Origin of the sequence: Clostridium sp. BJN0013, assembly GCF_040939125.1 — a bacterium.
Lineage (GTDB): Bacteria > Bacillota > Clostridia > Clostridiales > Clostridiaceae > Clostridium_B.
Window position 1 is genome coordinate 2,068,190 of the sequence record NZ_CP162495.1, and the last position, 21,021, is coordinate 2,089,210.

The window sequence follows — 21,021 nt, forward strand, 5'->3', positions numbered from 1 at the left end:
TAAATCAATCCTTTACTTTGAAAAATATTTTTTCAAATAGATTTAACTTTTTTTATTATATCATAGAGCTTATTAAAGCCTTCCATAGGAGTCATATTTAGTATATCTATATTTTTAATTTCATTGATTAAATTTTCTTTTTCTATATCTAAAAATTTTAATTGCTCTCCCTTGCTAGAAGCCTTTCTCTCCTTTTTTTCTTCCTGTAAATTATTTTCTTTTATGTTTTCATTTTCCAAACTATTTAGTATTTCCCGTGCTCTTGTTAAAACTTCCTCTGGAAGACCTGCCAGCTTTGCTACCTCAATACCATAAGACTGATCTGCTCCTCCTCTTATAATCTTTCTTAAAAAAACTATATTATTTTCCACTTCTTTAACAGATACACAATAATTTTTTACTCCTTTTATTTTACCCTCCAATTTAGTCAGTTCATGATAATGAGTGGCAAATAACGTCTTACACCTGAGTTTGCTTTCTTTGCATATATATTCTATTACAGACCAAGCTATGCTTAATCCATCATAGGTACTTGTTCCTCTACCCACTTCATCTAATAATATGAGGCTGTTATTGGTAGCATTTTTAAGTATATTGGAAACTTCCCACATTTCAACCATAAAAGTACTCTTTCCAGAAGCCAGATCATCGGATGCACCTATTCTTGTAAATATTTTATCACATATAGATATGGAAGCACTTTTAGCAGGTACAAAGCTGCCTATTTGAGCCATAATGGTAATCAAAGCCACCTGCCTCATATAAGTGGATTTTCCTGCCATATTAGGTCCGGTTATTAAAAGAAGTTGATTCTCTCCGGTATCAATATCTGTATCATTAGATACAAATTCTCCTGTAGAAAGCATATTTTCCACTACAGGGTGTCTTCCTTCCTCTATAAATATTCTATCTGAAAGAGTTATTTCAGGTTTGCAATAATTATTTTCAAGTGCGACCCTTGCAAGAGAAGTTAAACAATCTAATTCTGCAATTATCCTAGCTGAATTCTGCATTCTAGTAACTTCTTTTTCTACTTTATCCCTTACTTCTATAAAAACATTATACTCCAAATATATTAATTTTTCCTCTGCACCTAAAATTTTATCCTCCATCTCTTTTAACTCTGGAGTTATATACCTTTCTGCATTTGACAGAGTCTGCTTTCTTATATATCTGTGCTCCGGCACCAGATTCAAGTTGCTCTTAGTTACTTCAATATAGTATCCAAATACCTTATTATATCCTATTTTTAGGGACTTTATTTTAGTAAGTTCTCTTTCACTGGCCTCCAATGATGCTATCCAGTCTTTACCTTTAACTTTTGCCTCTTTTAACCTGTCTATTTCATGGTTGTAGCCTTCTTTTATCAAGTTTCCTTCTTTAAGAGAAACGGATGGATTATCCAATATAGCCTTATCGAGTAATAAATAAATATCTTTTAATTCATCTAAATTTTCATACATGTTTTTCAACAAATCTGTTTTAAAATTGGATAATAAGACTTTTATATCAGGTATCTTTTCTATGGAACTTTTTAAAGAATTTAATTCTTTTGCATTTACACTTCTAGATGATATTTTTCCTGCTAATCTTTCAATATCGTATATGTTCTTTAAAGCCTCCTTTAAATCCTCATGGTAACATATATTATTTAAAATTTCTTCTACTGAATCCAATCTTTCTATTATCCTATTCCTATCTATGAGAGGCTGCTCTATCCATTTTCTAAGCTGTCTGCCTCCCATGGAAGTATTGGTTTTATCTATAACCCCGAGTAGTGAACCTTTTTTCTTATTTTCTCGCAGATTTTCTACAATTTCTAAATTTCTTCTGGAATTTATGTCTATAGTTAAATAATCTACTATATTATAATATTGAAATTTGTTTATATGAGAAAGATTGGTCTTTTGGGTATGCTGTATATACTTAAGTAGAGCACCACAACATTTTATAACTTCAGTTTTATATTCTTTTAAATTTAAATCTTTAAACTGTTCTTTTAATACTTCTTCTCCTTTTGAGAAATAACATTCATCTACCCTACTAAAAGTTTCATTAAAAACTTCCTCTATAGATTCCAATATATTAGAATCTATATCCTCTTGAATTATTATTTCTCTTGGATTAAACTTACATATTTCATCTAAAATTATAGATAAATTAAAAGGAGTGTCTGTACAATTAAACTCTCCTGTGGATATATCTGCAAAACATAAGGCACAATTACTGCGTTTATTATTTATGTACAAACACATTATATAATTATTTTGATTTTCATCTAAAAAGTAAGTATCCATATAAGTTCCAGGAGTTATAACTTTAATAATTCCTCTCTTTACAATACCCTTAGATTGTGCAGGATCTTCCAGTTGTTCACATATGGCTATCTTATATCCTTTATTCACCATTCTGCCTATATATGATTTTGCCGCATGATAGGGTATTCCACACATAGGAGCTTTTTCTTCAAGTCCACATTCTCTTGCAGTAAGCACTAATTCCAGTTCTGCAGCAGCTATTTTTGCATCATCAAAAAACATTTCATAAAAATCACCTAATCTAAAAAACAGTATACAATCTTTATAACTTTCTTTTATTTCCATATACTGTTTCATCATTGGAGTTAACCCCACCTTATTTCCTCCTTTTCATTATATCTGTTTACCTAGAAGCGAAAAAGAAGTTGCTCTAGTTATTTCAATTTTTACTAATTTTCCTATGGAAGATTTATCTCCTTGAAAATTGACTAGCTTTCCAGTTCTGGTCCTTCCCATAAGTTTTGTATTGTTATTTTTACTAGGGCCTTCTACTAATATTTCTTCTATTCTTCCTTCATAGGCCTTATTTTTTTTTGCAGCAGATTCACTTATTACATCTACAAGCCTATTAAATCTTTCGTGTTTTACATCATCAGAAATTTGATCCTCTATTTTGTAGGCAGGAGTACCTTCCCTTTTAGAATATATAAATGTAAATGCCGAATCAAATTCTACTTCTTTTGCCAGGTTTAATGTGTCTTCAAAATCTTCCTCTGTTTCACCTGGAAAACCTACAATTATATCTGTAGTTATAGATGCACCTGGAATTTTGTCTCTTATTCTATTTACAAGATCTAAATACTGTTCCTTAGAATAATTTCTGTTCATTTTTTTAAGTATATTAGTAGAACCTGATTGTACCGGTAGATGTATATGCTCACATATTTTATCACAATTTGAAATTACATCTATTACATCTTCAGTTAAATCTTTAGGATGTGAGGTCATAAATCTAATCCTTTCAATTCCATCTATATTATTAATTCTTTTTAAAAGCTCACTGAAATTTACCCTGGGATTTAAGTTCTTTCCATAAGAATTCACATTTTGACCCAGCAGTGTAACTTCCTTATATCCCTTTGAAACCAGTTCTTTTATTTCATTTTCAATATCTTCAGGGTTTCTGCTTCTTTCACGTCCCCTTACATAAGGTACTATACAATACGCACAGAAATTATTGCAGCCATACATTATAGTTACAAAAGCTTTCACATTGCTTTCTCTATCTATTGGAACTCCTTCTACAATTCCATCCTCCCTATCCTGTATTTCCATTACGGATATGTTTTGCTGCTTTACTGTATTTAAATACTCGGGAAATTTATAGGCATTATGAGTTCCAAATATTATATCTACAAATGGAAAAGTTTTAATTATTTTTTCTGCCATATGTTTTTGCTGCATCATACAACCACATAAAGCTATTATAAGCTCTGGTCTTTGCTGCTTTAATTTTTTTAAAGCTCCTAAATTGCCATATACTTTAAGTTCTGCATTTTCTCTTACACAGCAGGTATTAAATATAATTAAATCTGCAGAAAATTTATCTTCTGCTTTTTTATAACCCATTTTTTTTAGCATTCCAGACAATTTTTCTGAATCTTCTTCATTCATCTGACATCCATGAGTTTGTATAAAAAAAGTTTTTTCGTTATTTGTCTGTTTATTCATTATTCCATTCTCCACTTTATAATTTTAGGCATCTAAAAAATAAATAACCTCTAAATGGGTATTTATTTTTAGATGCTCTAATACCTTACAATTATATCGTTAATATTTATATATGTAAATATGCTGTAATTATAGTTACAAGCCCACTTCCTTTTTCAGTTTATCTCTATCACTATTACAGCGAATTAACTTGAGCATATAAGCTTGCCTTTCTATACTTTCAAATTTATGAAATATATGAATTTTATCTGTATAAATATCAATATATTCTAAAATACTGTCTATTAAATTTTCCTTTGCAAGTTCCAGGTCATTACCTTCTCCATATATATTAACTTCATTTAAAGTTATAGTGCAAAATTCATCCCTTGATTGTATAACTGGTTTAAATCTAAAAAACCCCATTAAGAAATTTATATATGAGGTTTTTATATGATTTACCTCTTCTCTTTTGTTCTCATTTTTATCTATGTATTTTTCTAATATATTATTTAGTTCGCTAATGTAGTTTTTTGCATCTTTTACATTAAACTTTCTTTCAAGTAAAACTTTCATATTATTCCACCTTTTATAATAAAAAATCTTTAAATAAATCACAAGTCAATTAAACTACATATTTTGTTAATTATAATATATTCTTATCTTTTAATTCTTTTATAGCTTTAATAATGGAATATTTTATTGTGATATACAATAAAAACATGACTAAAAAAATTATTAACAAAGAACAAAATATAGTAGGCAAATAGCTTTTCATTAAAATACCTACTTTCTAATTAAATTTTATAAAATGATTTTTAGCCGTATGTTTCTGCAAAATTACAAATTTCGATATAATATGCAGGCACCATACTACAGCTATTACCACCATAACATCATAACAAAAATTCAACAAAAATAAATGTTTACCAAAATCACCATGGCCTGAACCTATGACCGGTAAAATAAGTTGAGATGCCCCTGATACAAGGATAAACCATAACATTAGTATAAGAAGACGTATATCTCTACTTTTATTTTTTATAAAATAAATCAGTGTTATAGAAAAATATGTCAGCGAAAATACAATAAAAACAAAAATATTTCTATGTATTTTGGGATAATTATTTACAAGATTGGTCCTAAAAGTATTTACTGCTTTATGTGGATCATATTGTCCTTTAGCAAAATTCCATGGGCCCGGTTTCGAAAAAGCATAAGCGCTATTTGCAGACTCCACAACTTTTTGCCAAAGTCTTTGTGGATGCATGACATAAAAAGCCAATATTTTTACAGGAGAAATATTAGGATAAAATTCCTTTAACATTTCCCTTCCCAGTGGATCATTTCCAGAATGTCTATTATAAAAAGATTTCCCATAAAAAACCATAAATTTTTTATCCAATCCAAGCTCCTCCAAATCTTTTTCAGGGTTCTCAGAGCCTCTTAAAATTCCTGAGAAAACCGCCTGATACATATTATTTTGATTCATTCTATCCGTTAATGAAATATAAGCGGCACTACAAAGTATAGTTACCAGTAATGAACCTACTATAATACATTTTCTATAATTTTTCTCTCTATAATATATAAATAACCCTGCATAAATTGCAAGCATAAAAACAAGTAATGGCAGTTCTTGTGCTTTAGAAGTTAAAAATCCCCCAGAGGCTATAAAAAAATACACAAAATGTCTTATCAAGGGTTTCTCTTTAGTTATTAAATTAAGATAAATACCTATATTCAAAAAAAAGAATACAATAGTTCCTGCTTCTCCATAAAAAGAATTAAAATAAGATATATAGGATGTATCTGTAAAAAATAAGATAATACATATCCCTACTGCTGCCTTTAATAAAGGAGACAATCTTTTAAAATTAACTATAAGAAATATTGCCCATATAAATACTATTGAATAAACAAATGCCAAATACCTTATATCAAATAACTTATTATTGAATTGATGTGAAAATAGTGATATAAATACAGCCAATTTTAATAATATACTTCCTGAAACCCAGTTTTTTCCAAAAAGTATAAATACATCTGGTTCTGATATTAAATAATTCAAATGTACGAATCTATCATAGATTTTCTTATAACTACTGGATAAATCCCATAATCCTCCATACAAAAGTAATCTTCCAAAATCTCCATTATCACATTTTCCTACAATAGGATATAAAAAGAGAGTATTTAATAAAATCCCCCCTATAACTAATAAAATTATTAACTGAATTATATAATTATCCCTAATATAAATTATTTTTTTTGTTAACCAATTCATTTTATTTAAGCTCCAGTACTTTATTTTTAATAAGTATTTAAAATATTGCTATTAATATTTAAATATTTCTTCAAAATGACAAAAAAGTCCTTCTAAAAATAAAAAATTTAATAATATCTTAATAATAATACTTATTAAATATGAATATTTCACCAGCAGTGATTATCTCTCACTTTAAATAAGATGGGAGTATTAGCTAATCGTCATGTTGTGATAAAATTATTGTTGAAAAATTTCTTTGAAAATTATATTATTGTATATATAATATATTAGAACTTAGGAGAGGATGGACATTTATATGAGATTATCAAATAGAATTTTAAATATGCAATTTTCACCTATTCGCAAACTGGCACCATACGCTGCGGAAGCTAAAAAAAGAGGTGTGAAAGTTTACCATTTAAATATTGGTCAACCGGATGTGCTAACTCCAGATATATTTTTCAAAGCAATTGAAAATTTTAAAGAAAGTGTACTAAAATATACAGATTCACAAGGTATGGATGCACTTCAGGAAAGTTTCATAGAATATTATAAAAAGTGGGGTACAGAGTTTTCTAAAGAGGAACTAGTAGTGACTAATGGTGGCAGTGAAGCTATAATGTTAACTTTTATGACAATATGTGATCCAGAAGATGAAATAGTTTCTCCAGAACCTTTTTATACAAATTATAACGGTTTTGCAGAATCAGCTTCTGCTAAAATGGTTCCATTTTTAACAAAAGCTGAAGATGGTTTTCATCTACCAGATGAAAAATTGATAGAAAGCAAAATAACCCCTAGAACAAAAGCAATTATGATTTCAAATCCTGGTAACCCTACAGGAACTGTATACACAGATAAAGAACTTAGAATGCTTGCAAATATAGTCAAAAAACATGACTTATACTTAATCGCAGATGAAGTTTACAGAGAATTTGTATATGATGGACTAAAATATACTTCCACTCTTACTCTAAAAGATATAGCTGACAGGTTAATAATCGTAGATAGTATATCTAAACGTTATAGTGCCTGTGGTGCTAGAATTGGACTGGTAGCTTCAAAGAACAAAGAATTTATGCATAACATAATGAAACTATGTCAAACTAGACTATGTGTGCCTACAGTAGAACAAATTGGAGCAGCAGCTTTAAAAGACACCCCTGACAGCTATTTTATAGAAACAAGAAAAGAATATGAAAAGAGAAGAAATATATTAATGGAAGGTCTGCAAAAAATTCCAGGTGTTATATGCAGAAAACCTAGTGGAGCTTTCTACATAGTTGCTAAATTGCCTATTTCAGATGCACAGGATTTTGCAAAATTTTTATTAACTGATTTTAATAAAGATGGTAAAACTGTAATGGTTGCTCCTGCCGACGGTTTTTATGCTACTGAAGGTCTTGGAAAAGACGAAGTAAGAATATCTTACTGCCTAAATTGTGATGACTTAAAAGATGCCATGAATTTATTAAAAATAGCAATAGAAGAGTATAAAAAAATTAAGAATTAAATATATTTTTATAGTGGCTAGCGCCAAGTGGTATCCTGTACCGAAAATTAGATTACATACAAAATAAATTAAGAGTTTACTTTAAACGTTATAGTTACTAAAGTAAACTCTTATATTTTAGAATTTTATTTCAGGAGAAAAGCATTCCGTTTGGCAAACTCCACCCTAATCTAAAAATCAAAGGGTTGTTTTTAAAAAATTATTTTTCTAACTCCCAATTAAATCTTTCCTTTTTAACCTCAAATCCAACACTTTTATACAAATTTAATGCTATATAATTAGAATCTCGTACCTTTATCATTATTTTATGAAAGTCATTTGAGTATATTATATTTAAAAGATAATTTAGAAGATATTTACTATATCCCTTACCTCTATACTTTTCTATTATACCAAAATTAACTATAACAGGAATATTATCTTCTATTATAATCTGTCCATATCCTATATATTCCTCGTTTCTTTTTAAAAAAACCGATCCCTTTTCAAAATAGTACCTCTGCAATTGTTCCATATATATATCTTCTAAAGTCAAAGGTATTCTATTATGCTCCTGGAATATTTGATTTTGTATTTCACATCTTTTTTGTTCATCTTTTCCTTTTTCAAATATCTGAAATTTTAATCCTTCATGAATACTCAAATCTATATTTTCATGTAATTCCTTGCAAAGAATTAAGGTACCTTCTTTTTTTTTAAAACCTATATTTTCAAGTAATGTGGAATTATAATTATTATCTTCGCACAAATATTTTAAAACGCAATGTTTCTTTATAGTACTTATCAAATGTATATAGGGTACACTATCTACCTTCTTATTAGAAATAAATGATACATTCATAGCATTTATATTATAAACATTTTTACGTACCATATCAGTCCAAATATAGCCTATATAACTAAAATTATTTCTAAGTAATTTCACTGTTCTTCTTAAAAATATCTGTTGAGCAAAATTGGATTTATCATAAATTTCAAAAAAATCTTTATTTAGGCTATTAAATAGAGTTCTTTTGGAATTTAGTTTTTTAAAACAGCTTAAATTTCTTTTTACCAGTGGTACACATTCATACATATAATTTTTCCCCTAAACTTATTGTTTAGAATAATAAATAAACTTCAAAATAAGAGACCATCCCCCGGCGATGATCTCCTATATATTTGAGGCTTTTACTTCTACAACTTGTTCAAATATACCTCTCTTTATTTCAGTTGCCGTCATATTTTTCGCATTAAATTTTTCAGTCATGTAGTTACAAGCATCCCAAGGATTTATTTTATCTCCACAAGTAAACACATCCACGGCAGCATAACCAAGTTCAGGCCAGGTGTGAATGGTTAGATGGGATTCAGATATTATAACTACCCCGCTTATGCCCTGAGGGCTAAATCTATGAAATGCAACTTCCCTTACTTCCGCTCCTGCCTTTAATGCTGAATCTACCATTGTTTTTTCTATAAAGTCTTTATCATTTAATATTTTGCCGTCGCATCCATAAATCTCTGCTAGAATATGTCTCCCTAATTCATTCATTTTTCACATTTACCCCCTTAGAAAAAAATATAACAATTAAATTTTATCAAAAATAATAGAAAAGTCAATATATAATGCTAATATTAAAAATTTACTTTTAAAATCTCTATTTTTTAAAAGATTTCTCTGATTTCCTATGTATATCACAATAAAAATATAGTGTTTACTTAAATTCAAGTAAATATATTTTATCCTTTGATATTAAATTTTTAATGATAAATGTGAAAATTTTCTATATTAATATTAAATTTCATCTACTTCTTTTATACTTAAAGCTATCTTTTCATTTTCCTTATTTACTTCTAAAATTTTAGCTTTTATTTCCTGACCTATTTCTAGTGCATCTGAAGGTTTATCTATTCTTTTATGACTTATTTGAGATATGTGAACTAATGCATCTACTCCAGGTTCCAATTCTATAAATGCCCCAAAATTGGCAAATCTAACTACTTTCCCAAGGACTACATTTCCTACCGGATATTTTATATCTACATTATTCCAAGGATCCTCCATAAGTTTCTTTAAAGACAGAGATAATTTTTTCTTTTCTTTATTTACATCCAATATATAAACTTGAATTTTATCTCCTATTCCCAAAACATCTCCTGGTTTATTAACTCTTCCCCAGGACAATTCAGATACGTGAAGAAGTCCATCAACTCCCTGTACATCAACAAATGCTCCAAAATCAGTCAACCTTCTAACTTCTCCTTCTACCACTGTATCTTTTTCAAGTCTATTCCAGGTTTCTTCTTCCCTTTTCTCTCTTTCAATCCTTAAAATTTCCCTTCTTGAGCCTACTACTCTAGTTCCCTTTCTTTCCTGTTTAAACTCAATTATATTAACTTCTAACTCCTTATCTACATACTGGGAAAGATCATTTACATGATATAGTTCCACATGGGAGGCCGGTATAAAAACTCTAGCTCCTTTATAATTAGCCACTAATCCTCCATTTACATCTTCTTTTACTGTAACTTTTAAAGAAGTATTATTTATATTTGCATTTTCTAATTCCCTATAAGCATTTTCCCTATCTAATTCCAACTTGGATAATACCACATATCCATCTTCATTTTGCCTTCTTATTACTTTAACATCTAATTCATCTCCAATATGAATTAATTCTTCTAAATTGTTATCTTCTTCTTTTGTTATTTCAGATTTTGGAAGTATACCATCTGATTTATATCCTATATTTAAAAAAGCCTCTTTTGAATTCACAGATATTACTATACCTTTAATTTTCTCCCCTAATATTATCTGGGTATCATTTTTGTCCATATAAGATAACTGCTCATTTAACTCCAAATTTTTGTCATCACTCATTTTTAAAACTGCCTCCTTTATTATCCAATTGGGTGTTGAAGCTCCTGCTGTAACACCTATAGTTTTAATTTTATTGGTCTTAATTATATTATCAGGTATTTCCCCTGAATTTTCAACATGAATTGTATTATTACAATTACTTTTACATATTTCATAAAGCTTGGTGGTATTAGAACTATTCTTACCACCTATTACTACCATCATATCTACTTTTTTTGATATATGTTCTGCAGCTTTCTGACGGAACTCTGTAGCACTGCATATAGTATTGAATGCAATAAATTCTTTGCATTTTTTAGCTACTATATTCAATACCTTTTCCCAATTAGACTGTTTTTCTGTAGTCTGTGAAACTATACATATTTTTAGGGGTAGCTCATCTAAATCAATACCATTCTTTGATATAATAGCAGTATTTTCACACCACCCATTTATACCTAATACCTCTGGATGATTAATATCACCTACTATCAATATATCATATCCTAATTTATAGTATTTTTCCACCTTTTTCTGTATGTTAGAGACATAAGGACAGGTAGCATTCACCACATTGATTTTTTTATTCTTTAAAAGATTCAATATATCTTTTGCCACACCATGAGAACGTATTACAACTACATCTCCCTCTTCAAGACTATATATATCATCTAATTCTATAGGATATATACCTTTTTCTTTCAAACTATTTACTATATCATTATTGTGAATCAAAGGACCTAAAGTATATATTTTCTTTTTGAATTTTTCCCGGGCATTTACAGCCTCAGTAACAGCTCTTTTTACACCAAAGCAAAATCCAGATTTATCCGCTAATATAATATTCATGATACTCACCTTTAGCTATGTTCTTCAATGTACTTTCTTATGTAAACTGAAATAATTTCTACAACCTCGTAAATAGAAAGTTCAGATGAATTTATTTCTATAGCATCTTCTGCTTTTATAAAAGGAGAAGATGCCCTATGAGAATCTATATAATCTCTTTTAATTATCTCATCTAATATCTTACTATACTCTACATTTATATTTTTCTTTTTTAATTCTAAATATCTTCTCCTTGCCCTTTCACTAGCACTAGCTGTAAGAAAAAATTTCAAAGGTGCATTTTTTAAAACTACAGTACCTATATCCCTTCCATCCATAATTACATTGAATTTTCCTGCCATATCTTGCTGCAATTTCACAAGTAATTTTCTAAGTTCAAAAATGGCAGCATAATTAGATACATTATTACTTACATCAGGATGTTTTATACTATCTGTTAAATCTTCACCATTTACAATAAGCCTATCTTCTTCAAACTGCATTTTAAGTGATTTTACAATTTCACATACTCTCTCCACATCCTTGTAACATACTTCCTCTCTCATGCATAAAAGTGCAGCAGCTCTATACATAGCACCTGTATTTATATACATAAGATTAAATTTGTGGGCTATAATATTTGCTATAGTACTTTTACCTGCAGCTGCAGGTCCATCAATTGCCACAGATATATTCAAAATGTCATTCCGCCTTTCTTTACCTAAGAAACATACCCAAATTTATATCAGGACTTTTACCTATATTCAAATCCTATTTATATATTCTATAAAAAAATATAAAATCCTTTATTTATATTATCATTGATTTAATTAAATTTGTACTACATCTTTAATTTTATTTCCTGCTAAAAATCCAGTAGACAATGCAATTTGCATATTGAATCCTCCTGTATTGGCATCTACATCTATTATCTCACCTGCAAAGTATAAATTTGAAACTATTTTAGAATTCATAGTAGACGAATCTATCTCTTTAACACTTACTCCCCCAGATGTAACTATGGCTTCTTCTATAGGCCTAAGACCTTTTATATGTATGGTGAAATTTTGTAATAGTCTGGCTAAATTTTGTCTTTCTTCCTTAGTTATGGAATTACACTTTTTATCTGATTTTATATTGCATAAATCTAGAATTATGCCAATAAGCTTTTTAGGGAGCAGCCCTTCTAAAGAATTCTTAAAACTTTTATTTGAATAGCTTAAAAATTCCCTCTGTAATCTTTTATCCAGCTCCTGAAAATTAAGGGCAGGTTTTAAATTTATAACTATTTTTAAATCTTTATTATCCTTCACCGCTCTACTGGCACTTAATACAATAGGCCCTGAAATGCCAAAATGGGTAAATAACATTTCTCCAAATTCCTTATATAAGATATTATCATTGGAATCCATTATACTTAATTCTATATTTTTTAAAGAAAGTCCCTGTAATATTTTTATCCAGCTCTCTTTAATTTCTATAGGAACAAGAGCAGGCACAATTTTTGTTATAGTATGGCCTAAACTTTCGGCTATTTTATATCCTTCTCCAGTAGAACCAGTTTGTGGATAGGACATGCCACCTGTACAGAGTATAAAAAAATCTCCTTCTATAAGTGAATTATCTTCAAGTTGTACTGCTTTTATAGAACTATCTCTACAAATAAGTTTTCTAATTTTAGAATTAAACCTTAACATTACATTTTTTTTTACTAATTCTTTTTCCATAGCTTTGATTAAATCAGAAGATTTATCTGATTTAGGAAAAACCCTTCCCCCCCTTTCAACTTTTAAATCTACCCCAAGATTATTAAAAAATTTAAAAGTATCCTTATTTGTAAAGGAGTAAAGAGAACTATACAAAAAATGAGAATTTACAGGAATATAATCAAAGAATTCACTTATATCCTTTGAATTGGTTATATTACATCTTCCTTTTCCTGATATGAACATCTTCTTACCAAGCTTTTCATTTTTTTCAATCAAAGTAGTATCAAATCCTCTGTTTGCAGCAGTTATTGCTGCCATCATCCCAGACGGACCTCCTCCAATTACTATTACCTTTGACATTAATTCATACACCTTATTTCCCACTAATTTTGATCTTTCAATGAATATACCTCATATTCTTGCCAAATAGTTTCTAAATTCGAAAAAGTAGAGGAAATTTTTTCTTTTTCCTGTAATCCCACAGCAATAATCAATGCATTAATTACACTTAAAGGAGCCACCAAAGAGTCCACAAAAGAAGTCATATTACTTTGAGCAATTAAGGTATAATCTGCTCTAGCTGCCAGAGGAGATAAAAGACTATCCGTAACAGCTACTACTTTAGCATTTCTGCTTTTAGCAAAAGCTAAAGCTTCAATAGTTCTCACAGCATATCTAGGAGACCCTATACCTATTACCAAATCATTACTAGTTAGATTTATCATCTGTTCAAAAATATCACTTATTCCATATCCTACAACTTTTACATTGTCTAAAATTAAATTTAAATAAAAGCCCAAAAAATCTGCAATAGCAGTGGAACTTCTAAGCCCTATTATATATATCCTATCTGCCTTAAATATATTGTTTACCACATCATCAAAAGTCTTATGATTTATTTTTTCAAGAGTAGCCCTTATATTTTCCATATCAGATTTTAAAACACTTTTTAGTGGACTTTCCTGACTTACAAAATCATTTGATAATTCAATTCTCTGTACCGTAGTAAGTTTGTTTTTTATAAGCTCCTGAAGGGATTTTTGCAATTTAGGATATCCTGAAAATCCAAGTTCATTTGCAAATCTAACTACAGTTGATTCACTTACACCTACATTTACCCCTAATTTTGCAGCTGTCATAAAGGCAGCCTTGTCATAATGCTTTAAAATGTATTCAGCTATTAATTTTTGACCTTTACTCAATCTAGGAAATTTAATTTGAATTGTTCTTATTAAGTCTTGATTATTAGTGCTTTCCATTTACTTCATTCCTTTCTCTCCATCCATGCCAACTTTGCAATATTTGTTTCATTTTAACATCTATTGAGTAAATTATCAATATAATATTCAATTGTTTATTCAATTAACTATTTAATCATATTTATAAATATTTATTATACTTTTATTATCTTTCTTGCATATTCCGAAAGTGAAACCATAAATATTTAAATTTTTATTCAAAAAATCTACAATTTTATACATATCTTCATAGTTACTAAACTCTTTTGATGAAATTAATTTCAACTCATTTTTCATAATAACTTTCCACCTTTTATATATTGTATTTCTTTTTCAGTTAAATATCTCCATGCACCTTCTTTAAGATTACCTATTTTTATATCTCCTATAGCAGTTCTCATTAAAGTTATTACAGGATGGCCTATGGCATCACACATTTTTCTAATCTGTCTGTTTTTTCCCTCATGTATTTCTATTTTTACCTTTGAACTTTCCTTATTTGAACTAATTAAATTAAATTTTGCTTTAGCTGTTATATATCCCCCTATATCTATACCATTTTCAAATCGTTTTATATCCTCACTAGAGGGTTTCCCTTTTATTGTAGCAATATACACCTTGGATTTTTGGCTCCCTGGATGAGCTATATTATTATATACTTCTCCATCATTGGTAAGTATTATAATTCCTGAAGTATTATAATCTAACCTTCCTATAGGATAAACTCTTTCATTTACTTTTACTATATGAAGAAGTGTTTTGCGTCCTCTATCATCTTTAACAGAAGATATATATCCCTTAGGTTTATTTAATAATATATACACTTTTTTATTTTCTTTCTCTATTCTTTTATTATCTACTAGAATTTCATCCCTCTCATCATCAATTGTTGTTCCTAATCTACTTACAATTACTCCATTTACTTTTACTCTTCCCTCCAATATTGTATGTTCACATTTTCTTCTGGAAGCTATCCCACAGGAAGCCATATATTTATGTAATCTCTCTATCATGTTATCATCATCCTACTCACATATTAAATATATTTTTATTATCATTATATAGCAATTTAATAGTACTTTACTATCACGTGATTCAGAGGTTCAGGTAAAATTTACTTATAAGCACTGTTTTTCTGAACCTTAATCAGTGTCTATCCACCACTTCTAAGAAAATATGTGATCTTTAAATAATAAAATTAATCCTCAATAATATGACTGAGGATTAATTTTATTATTCCACTTCCTGTATACTTATTTGTCTTATATGTTTAGTATGATTCCATTCTTTGTTATTCTTGTCCAATATTCCTTGTATTGTTATTGGTATCCATGTCAAAGTATATATACCATAGAGCAGATACCATATAAATATTCTAAGAGAATTTTTACCTCCTAATAAGGATATGCCTATTACAAATATCAAAAGATATAAAATACTTCCAGATACCGTCTCTAATAGAGTAGGTGAATCAAACATCAGCGCGAGTACTACTATATTGAAGGAATATAAAACAAATATAGAAAACATCTTCTTTGACAGTTTATTTTCTAACATCATTATAAAAGGGGTTACTAGAAATTGAACTATACTAAATGTTTTCCATACTATAGGTATAAAATATATATTTATAACAAATATATTTAAACCATGGGTATTCTGTAGAATAGTTATAAAAGCTGAAAGCCCTATTAACAAGGTGACAAAAGGTTGCACAGTATATATGGCACAGTCAAGTGCCGTGAGATTTTTATCTCTTAGTGCCTTTTTTATAAGTTTAAAGAAAAACCTGGAGGCAACATCGGTAAATCCTTTCATCCATCTTTTTCTTTGATGCCAGGACTGTTTCAGCGTTAAAGGCTTTTCATCATACACTACGGCATTGTGAGCCCATCCTACCTTATATCCATTTAACACTAATTTACAGGTGAATTCTAAATCTTCAGTTAAACAAGTGGCACCCCATCCAAGTTGCTTTAGTATATCTGTATTCATACAAAAGCCAGTGCCTCCAATTTGATTTGATAATCCAAGATTTGACCTAGAAAGTTGAAAAAGCCTATTGGCAGTCCAAAAAGAAATTGAATAAGAGCCTGTTATCCATGAGTCATTAGGATTTTTACTGTCTATGTAACCTTGAACAACTTTATATCCTTGACATAATTTATAATTCATTTCCATTAAAAAATTTTTTGAGACCAAATTATCTGCATCAAAAACAGCTATAGAATCATACTGTTTATCCATTTTAAATATTTTATTGAACATCCATTCCAGTGCATATCCCTTCCCTTTTTTATCCGGAACTCTTCTTTCAAATACATTTACATTATACTGTTTTGCTATGGATGCTGTATTATCATCACAATTATCCGCAATAACAAAAATATCATACATATCTTTGGGATAATCAATATCTTTCAGACTCTCTATTATTTTTGCAATAACCATCTCTTCATTATGAGCTGCTACCAAAAGGGCAAAAGTATTTTTAGGCATACATTTTTCTGCACCATTATCTCTTTTTTTATAGAGTCCAAATAAAGAAAGTATTAGATAATACATTGTGATTGTAAAAACTGATATTTGAAAAATAGCTGTAAAATTAAAAATAAACTCTTTCATCACAAAAATCCTTCCTTATAATATATTTATCCGCATGCGGCAATTAGCTAATACTCCCATCTTCTTCAAAGCAGGGGATAAGCACTGCTACGCGCCTGGATAAGTTCTTCTAAGGTTCAAATGGAGATAAGCAGTTCTCTACAGCAAACTCCACCTAAACCTAAGAATCACTTGATTCTATCATACTGAAACAAATATATATAAAATATCGTATATCATGATACCACAGATTTCTACTTATATGGTATATGTCGAAATATTCTGACTAACAGAATTTATATATTTTTTTACTTTATACTAAAGTAATTTTATATAAATCTTCTCTTCTATGCTTAAGTACAGGAAGAGATTTTCTTACCTCATCTATATAGTTTAAATCTATTTCTGATATTAGTATTCCCTCTTTTTCATCTAATATATTTAATATATTACCAAAGGGATCTACTATAAGAGAATTTCCATATGATACATAAGAATAATTCACATTCCTTGCTGGTGATATTCCTACAGTATAAAGTTGATTTTCTACTGCAGCACTTCTAAATAATAATTCCCAATGAGCAGGTCCTGTGGTAGTATTAAAAGATGCAGGAATAAATATAATTTTCGCCCCTTGAAGTGCCATTAACCTCATAAGCTCAGGAAATCTTACGTCATAACAGACAGCTACACCTATCTTTCCCCACTTTGTGTCTATTACAGTAGCTTTATTACCTGGCGTTAAAACTTCTGACTCTTTAAATGTTATTTTATTTTTTATATCTATATCAAATAAATGTACTTTTCTATGTTTTCCTATTATTTCTCCTAATTCATTAAATACAAAAGAAGTATTATAGATATTTCCCTTTTCATCAATTTCTGGTATAGAGCCTCCAATTAGATATATTCCCATCTCTTTAGCTGTAGATGATAGCATACTTAAGGTCTCTCCCTGACAATTATCTCTTTCAGCATATTCTCTAAAATACTTAATATTATATGGACAATTAAACATTTCTGGTAATGCTACTATATTAGCTCCTTTATTTACAGCTTCACCTATGATTTGTTTTGCTCTTTTCACATTATCACTCTTAGAGGACTTCAAAACCATCATCTGGCACAAACCTATTTTCATCACAAAACACCCTCTTTTAAATTAGCTTATATATTTATCTATAATATTATACCTACATACAACTTATATACTACCATTAATTATAGTTTATTATTATGGACTATTCAACGATGGATAAAAATTTAATATTTAAGATACAATTTTGTAATTTATTTTTTAATCCGGGCCTAAAAAGGGATAAGTATCTTGCTAACCCTTTTCTAAGTTCTTTTAATATTTTTCATACCCTAGAAAACTATTGATTAAAAATAATGTACATTATATAATTTTAATATTGTTATTTAAGTAAAAAATCAATTAAATCATTATGAATAGGAGATCATTTAATGAAACAACATTCCCTTTCCAGAACTGAACTATTATTTGGAAAAGAAGCTATAAAAAAATTAAATCATAGTACTGTAGTACTATTTGGTTTAGGTGGCGTAGGAAGTTTTGCCCTAGAAGCTTTAGCAAGAGGGGGTATAGGCCATATTATTATAGTAGATGATGATACTATTTGTCTGACAAATATAAATAGACAAATACATGCAAACTTTCATACAATAGGTAAATATAAAACAGATGTTTTAAAAGATAGAATTTTAGATATAAATCCTAATTGCAGGGTAGAATCTTATAAAATATTTGCAGACAAGAGTAATATAGATAATATTATACCCCTTACTGCAGATTATGTAATAGATGCTATTGATACTGTATCTTCAAAAATATCTCTGGTAGTATGGTGTAAAAATCATAATGTAAATATAATTAGCTGTATGGGTACAGGAAATAAACTAGATCCTACTAAATTTAAAGTATGCGATATTTACGATACAAAAATATGTCCTTTAGCTAAAGTAATGAGACATGAACTTAGAAAACGAGGAATAAAAGACTTAAAAGTATTGTATTCAGAGGAAATACCTAAAAAACCAAAAATAGAAGAAGTTACAACTTGCAGGGAAGGCTGTGTATGTACTGGCGGTTCAAAAAAGTGTTTATTAAAACGTCAAATACCTTCTAGCAATTCCTTTGTTCCTCCTGTGGCAGGAATGATAATAGCAGGTGAGGTAATTAAAGATATATTATCATTAAATTAATTTTTATCTTTATAAATGCCTTAATCAAGTGATTCCAAGGTTCAGGTGGAGTTTACTCATAGGAAATTTTTCTCCATCTAAACCTTAGAGGAACTTATAAAGGAACTTGTAACAGTGCTTATCCCCCACTTTGAAAAAGCTGAAGGTGTTAGCTATTGATATAAATTTATTTTGGATAATTAAGATTTTTTTCACTAATGCTATTTAGCACATCCTCTAAATATTTTTTTGCTAAATACTTAGCCATAGGTAAATTCATATCAAGATAATTTCCGCAATCTCTTGCTGATGCACCTGGAATTTCACCATTATATTCTGCAATAAATTTAAACATCTCTTTAACTAAACCTATAATTTCCCTTGATTCAAATCCCCTATCACTTCCTAGCAATAAATACAATCCTGTTCTACAACCCATAGGTCCGAAATAAACTATCTTATTGCCATATTCACTATGATTTCTTAAAAAGGTTGCTCCCAAATGTTCAATAGTATGCAATTCAGCAGTATTCATTACTGGTTCAAAATTTGGTCTTGTCATCCTAATATCAAATGTGGTTATTATTGCTCCATTAATATTATCTCTGCGTGAAACATATACTCCAGGTAATAATTTCAGGTGATTAATTGTAAAACTAGTGATCTTCTCCATATTTTTCTCCATTTCATTTTTATTGTTATAATTTTTAATATTTCCTATTTTTCTCTTTAGTTTTTTTATATGTTTTATATAATTATAGTATATATTCTTATATTTTTCTATATTAGTGGTTTACTTTAGTTTTTAATTAACATAATATATATGATGTTAATTCCACCTATACAAAAACAAATATTATTAAAGTCCTTATACCAACAATATTTGTTTTTATTGAATTTACTTTTTATCCCAAAACAAACAAGATACAAATACTCCTATTATAATTACTCCAAATATGGTTTCAAGCATAACCAATATCCTAACAACCATAGAATTAGGCAAAATATCTCCATAACCTAATGTAGTCATAGTAACAGCACTAAAATACATAAAATTCCATATTGGATATTTGAAATTTCCATTTATTATAGATCTCAGTACCAAAGGACTATCATCTAAAAAAGATATGGAGTTTTCTATAAGTTTTGGAAAATAAAAATTTAGAGGATAATAAAAATATTCCTTCCTAAAAATTTCATTATAAAGTGAGGTATAATTATTTACCCAGACATATTTGCTATCTATCTTTTTAAATTTACTCTTATCACTTTTTTTATAACTCTTAAAATCCTTATATTGTTCCTCTTCATTTATCTTGTAAAAACATATTTTTAACTTATTACTATTAAATTTACTACTTACTTTATCTTCTCCTAGGTCTTCTATACTTATATGGGTAATATCTTGACTTTGAAATAAAAGATAATAATAATTAGCCCAATTTTCTCCTAATACTTTATCAAAGGTAAATATATTTGCAGAAAAAGATGATCCAGGAGTCTCTAGTTTTGCAATGGGTCTTTTATATTCATTAGAGGATATTAAATATTTTACCATGTCTTTAAATTCTCTATTATATATGGGGATATTCAAACTCTTTCTAAAAGCTTCTACCTTTGTATTCATGTTCACATCATTTTGAAATATAAAAAATTCTCCCTGGGAATCATTAGCTATATCCCAGTAAATAAATCCAAAAGAAAATAATATGCTAACATAAAGCAATGCTAACATAAGTAAAATAGTCTTTTTCTCAAGCTTATGTAAATTAATAAACCACCTCATAAATATAACCTCTATATTAATAAAATAGATATATCTATTTATACTTTTACAAAGAGATT

18 protein-coding genes are annotated in these 21,021 nt (G+C 28.7%); 2 read left to right on the forward strand and 16 right to left on the reverse strand.

The genetic code is table 11. From position 1 onward, the window contains the following. Positions 1–32: 32 nt before the first annotated feature. The 4 genes from mutS to AB3K27_RS10620 all read right to left on the reverse strand — a co-directional run bounded on the left by mutS (position 33) and on the right by AB3K27_RS10620 (position 6,255). Positions 33–2,633, reverse strand: coding sequence for a DNA mismatch repair protein MutS (mutS, locus tag AB3K27_RS10605; protein ID WP_368487418.1), 2,601 nt, complete (start codon positions 2,631–2,633; stop codon positions 33–35). Between the two features lie 18 nt (positions 2,634–2,651). Continuing rightward, entirely contained in the window at positions 2,652–3,989 is a 1,338-nt protein-coding gene (gene miaB, locus AB3K27_RS10610) for a tRNA (N6-isopentenyl adenosine(37)-C2)-methylthiotransferase MiaB (protein ID WP_368487419.1), read from the reverse strand. A 135-nt stretch (positions 3,990–4,124) separates the two neighbouring features. After that, positions 4,125–4,544 carry a hypothetical protein gene (locus AB3K27_RS10615; RefSeq protein WP_368487420.1) on the reverse strand — a complete coding sequence of 140 codons (420 nt, stop codon included), beginning with the start codon at positions 4,542–4,544 and terminating at the stop codon, positions 4,125–4,127. 217 nt (positions 4,545–4,761) lie between these two features. Then, positions 4,762–6,255 carry a hypothetical protein gene (locus AB3K27_RS10620; RefSeq protein WP_368487421.1) on the reverse strand — a complete coding sequence of 498 codons (1,494 nt, stop codon included), beginning with the start codon at positions 6,253–6,255 and terminating at the stop codon, positions 4,762–4,764. Positions 6,256–6,553: 298 nt separating this feature from the next. Between AB3K27_RS10620 and AB3K27_RS10625 the strand changes: the two genes are divergently transcribed. Then, a complete protein-coding gene (locus tag AB3K27_RS10625) occupies positions 6,554–7,750 on the forward strand; it encodes a pyridoxal phosphate-dependent aminotransferase (protein WP_368487422.1) in 1,197 nt (398 codons plus the stop codon). Positions 7,751–7,949: 199 nt separating this feature from the next. On the opposite strand, the gene AB3K27_RS10630 is transcribed toward AB3K27_RS10625, so the two are convergent. The 10 genes from AB3K27_RS10630 to AB3K27_RS10675 form a co-directional block, all read right to left on the reverse strand. Beyond that, positions 7,950–8,825: a GNAT family N-acetyltransferase gene (locus tag AB3K27_RS10630; RefSeq protein ID WP_368487423.1), complete on the reverse strand. Its 876-nt coding sequence runs from the start codon at positions 8,823–8,825 to the stop codon at positions 7,950–7,952. 78 nt (positions 8,826–8,903) lie between these two features. Next, a complete protein-coding gene (gene speD, locus AB3K27_RS10635; RefSeq protein WP_368487424.1) occupies positions 8,904–9,284 on the reverse strand; it encodes an adenosylmethionine decarboxylase in 381 nt (126 codons plus the stop codon). 243 nt (positions 9,285–9,527) lie between these two features. Continuing rightward, positions 9,528–11,441, reverse strand: a complete 1,914-nt coding sequence (locus tag AB3K27_RS10640) for a bifunctional 4-hydroxy-3-methylbut-2-enyl diphosphate reductase/30S ribosomal protein S1 (protein ID WP_368487425.1) — start codon at positions 11,439–11,441, stop codon at positions 9,528–9,530. A gap of 11 nt (positions 11,442–11,452) precedes the next feature. After that, the gene (gene cmk / locus AB3K27_RS10645) at positions 11,453–12,118 is read right to left on the reverse strand and encodes a (d)CMP kinase (RefSeq protein WP_368487426.1); all 666 of its coding nucleotides are present in this window, start codon (positions 12,116–12,118) and stop codon (positions 11,453–11,455) included. Between the two features lie 132 nt (positions 12,119–12,250). After that, positions 12,251–13,489 carry an NAD(P)/FAD-dependent oxidoreductase gene (locus AB3K27_RS10650; protein WP_368487427.1) on the reverse strand — a complete coding sequence of 413 codons (1,239 nt, stop codon included), beginning with the start codon at positions 13,487–13,489 and terminating at the stop codon, positions 12,251–12,253. A gap of 23 nt (positions 13,490–13,512) precedes the next feature. Beyond that, positions 13,513–14,388, reverse strand: coding sequence for a MurR/RpiR family transcriptional regulator (locus tag AB3K27_RS10655; protein WP_368487428.1), 876 nt, complete (start codon positions 14,386–14,388; stop codon positions 13,513–13,515). Positions 14,389–14,499: 111 nt separating this feature from the next. Beyond that, positions 14,500–14,664, reverse strand: a complete 165-nt coding sequence (locus tag AB3K27_RS10660) for a DUF4264 family protein (protein ID WP_368487429.1) — start codon at positions 14,662–14,664, stop codon at positions 14,500–14,502. Continuing rightward, positions 14,661–15,380, reverse strand: a complete 720-nt coding sequence (locus AB3K27_RS10665) for a pseudouridine synthase (protein ID WP_368487430.1) — start codon at positions 15,378–15,380, stop codon at positions 14,661–14,663. The genes AB3K27_RS10660 and AB3K27_RS10665 overlap by 4 nt, the downstream gene beginning before the upstream one ends. A gap of 220 nt (positions 15,381–15,600) precedes the next feature. Then, on the reverse strand, positions 15,601–16,992 hold the full coding sequence (locus tag AB3K27_RS10670) for a glycosyltransferase family 2 protein (RefSeq protein WP_368491212.1): 1,392 nt from the start codon (positions 16,990–16,992) through the stop codon (positions 15,601–15,603). 292 nt (positions 16,993–17,284) lie between these two features. Beyond that, positions 17,285–18,112, reverse strand: coding sequence for a carbon-nitrogen hydrolase family protein (locus AB3K27_RS10675; RefSeq protein WP_368491213.1), 828 nt, complete (start codon positions 18,110–18,112; stop codon positions 17,285–17,287). Positions 18,113–18,438: 326 nt separating this feature from the next. Between AB3K27_RS10675 and AB3K27_RS10680 the strand changes: the two genes are divergently transcribed. Next, on the forward strand, positions 18,439–19,197 hold the full coding sequence (locus AB3K27_RS10680) for a ThiF family adenylyltransferase (protein WP_368487431.1): 759 nt from the start codon (positions 18,439–18,441) through the stop codon (positions 19,195–19,197). Between the two features lie 166 nt (positions 19,198–19,363). Here AB3K27_RS10680 and AB3K27_RS10685 read toward each other — a convergent pair whose 3' ends face one another. Further along, entirely contained in the window at positions 19,364–19,849 is a 486-nt protein-coding gene (locus AB3K27_RS10685) for an S-ribosylhomocysteine lyase (RefSeq protein WP_368491214.1), read from the reverse strand. Between the two features lie 225 nt (positions 19,850–20,074). Then, a complete protein-coding gene (locus tag AB3K27_RS10690; RefSeq protein WP_368487432.1) occupies positions 20,075–20,962 on the reverse strand; it encodes a potassium channel family protein in 888 nt (295 codons plus the stop codon). Between the last annotated feature and the right edge of the window lie 59 nt (positions 20,963–21,021).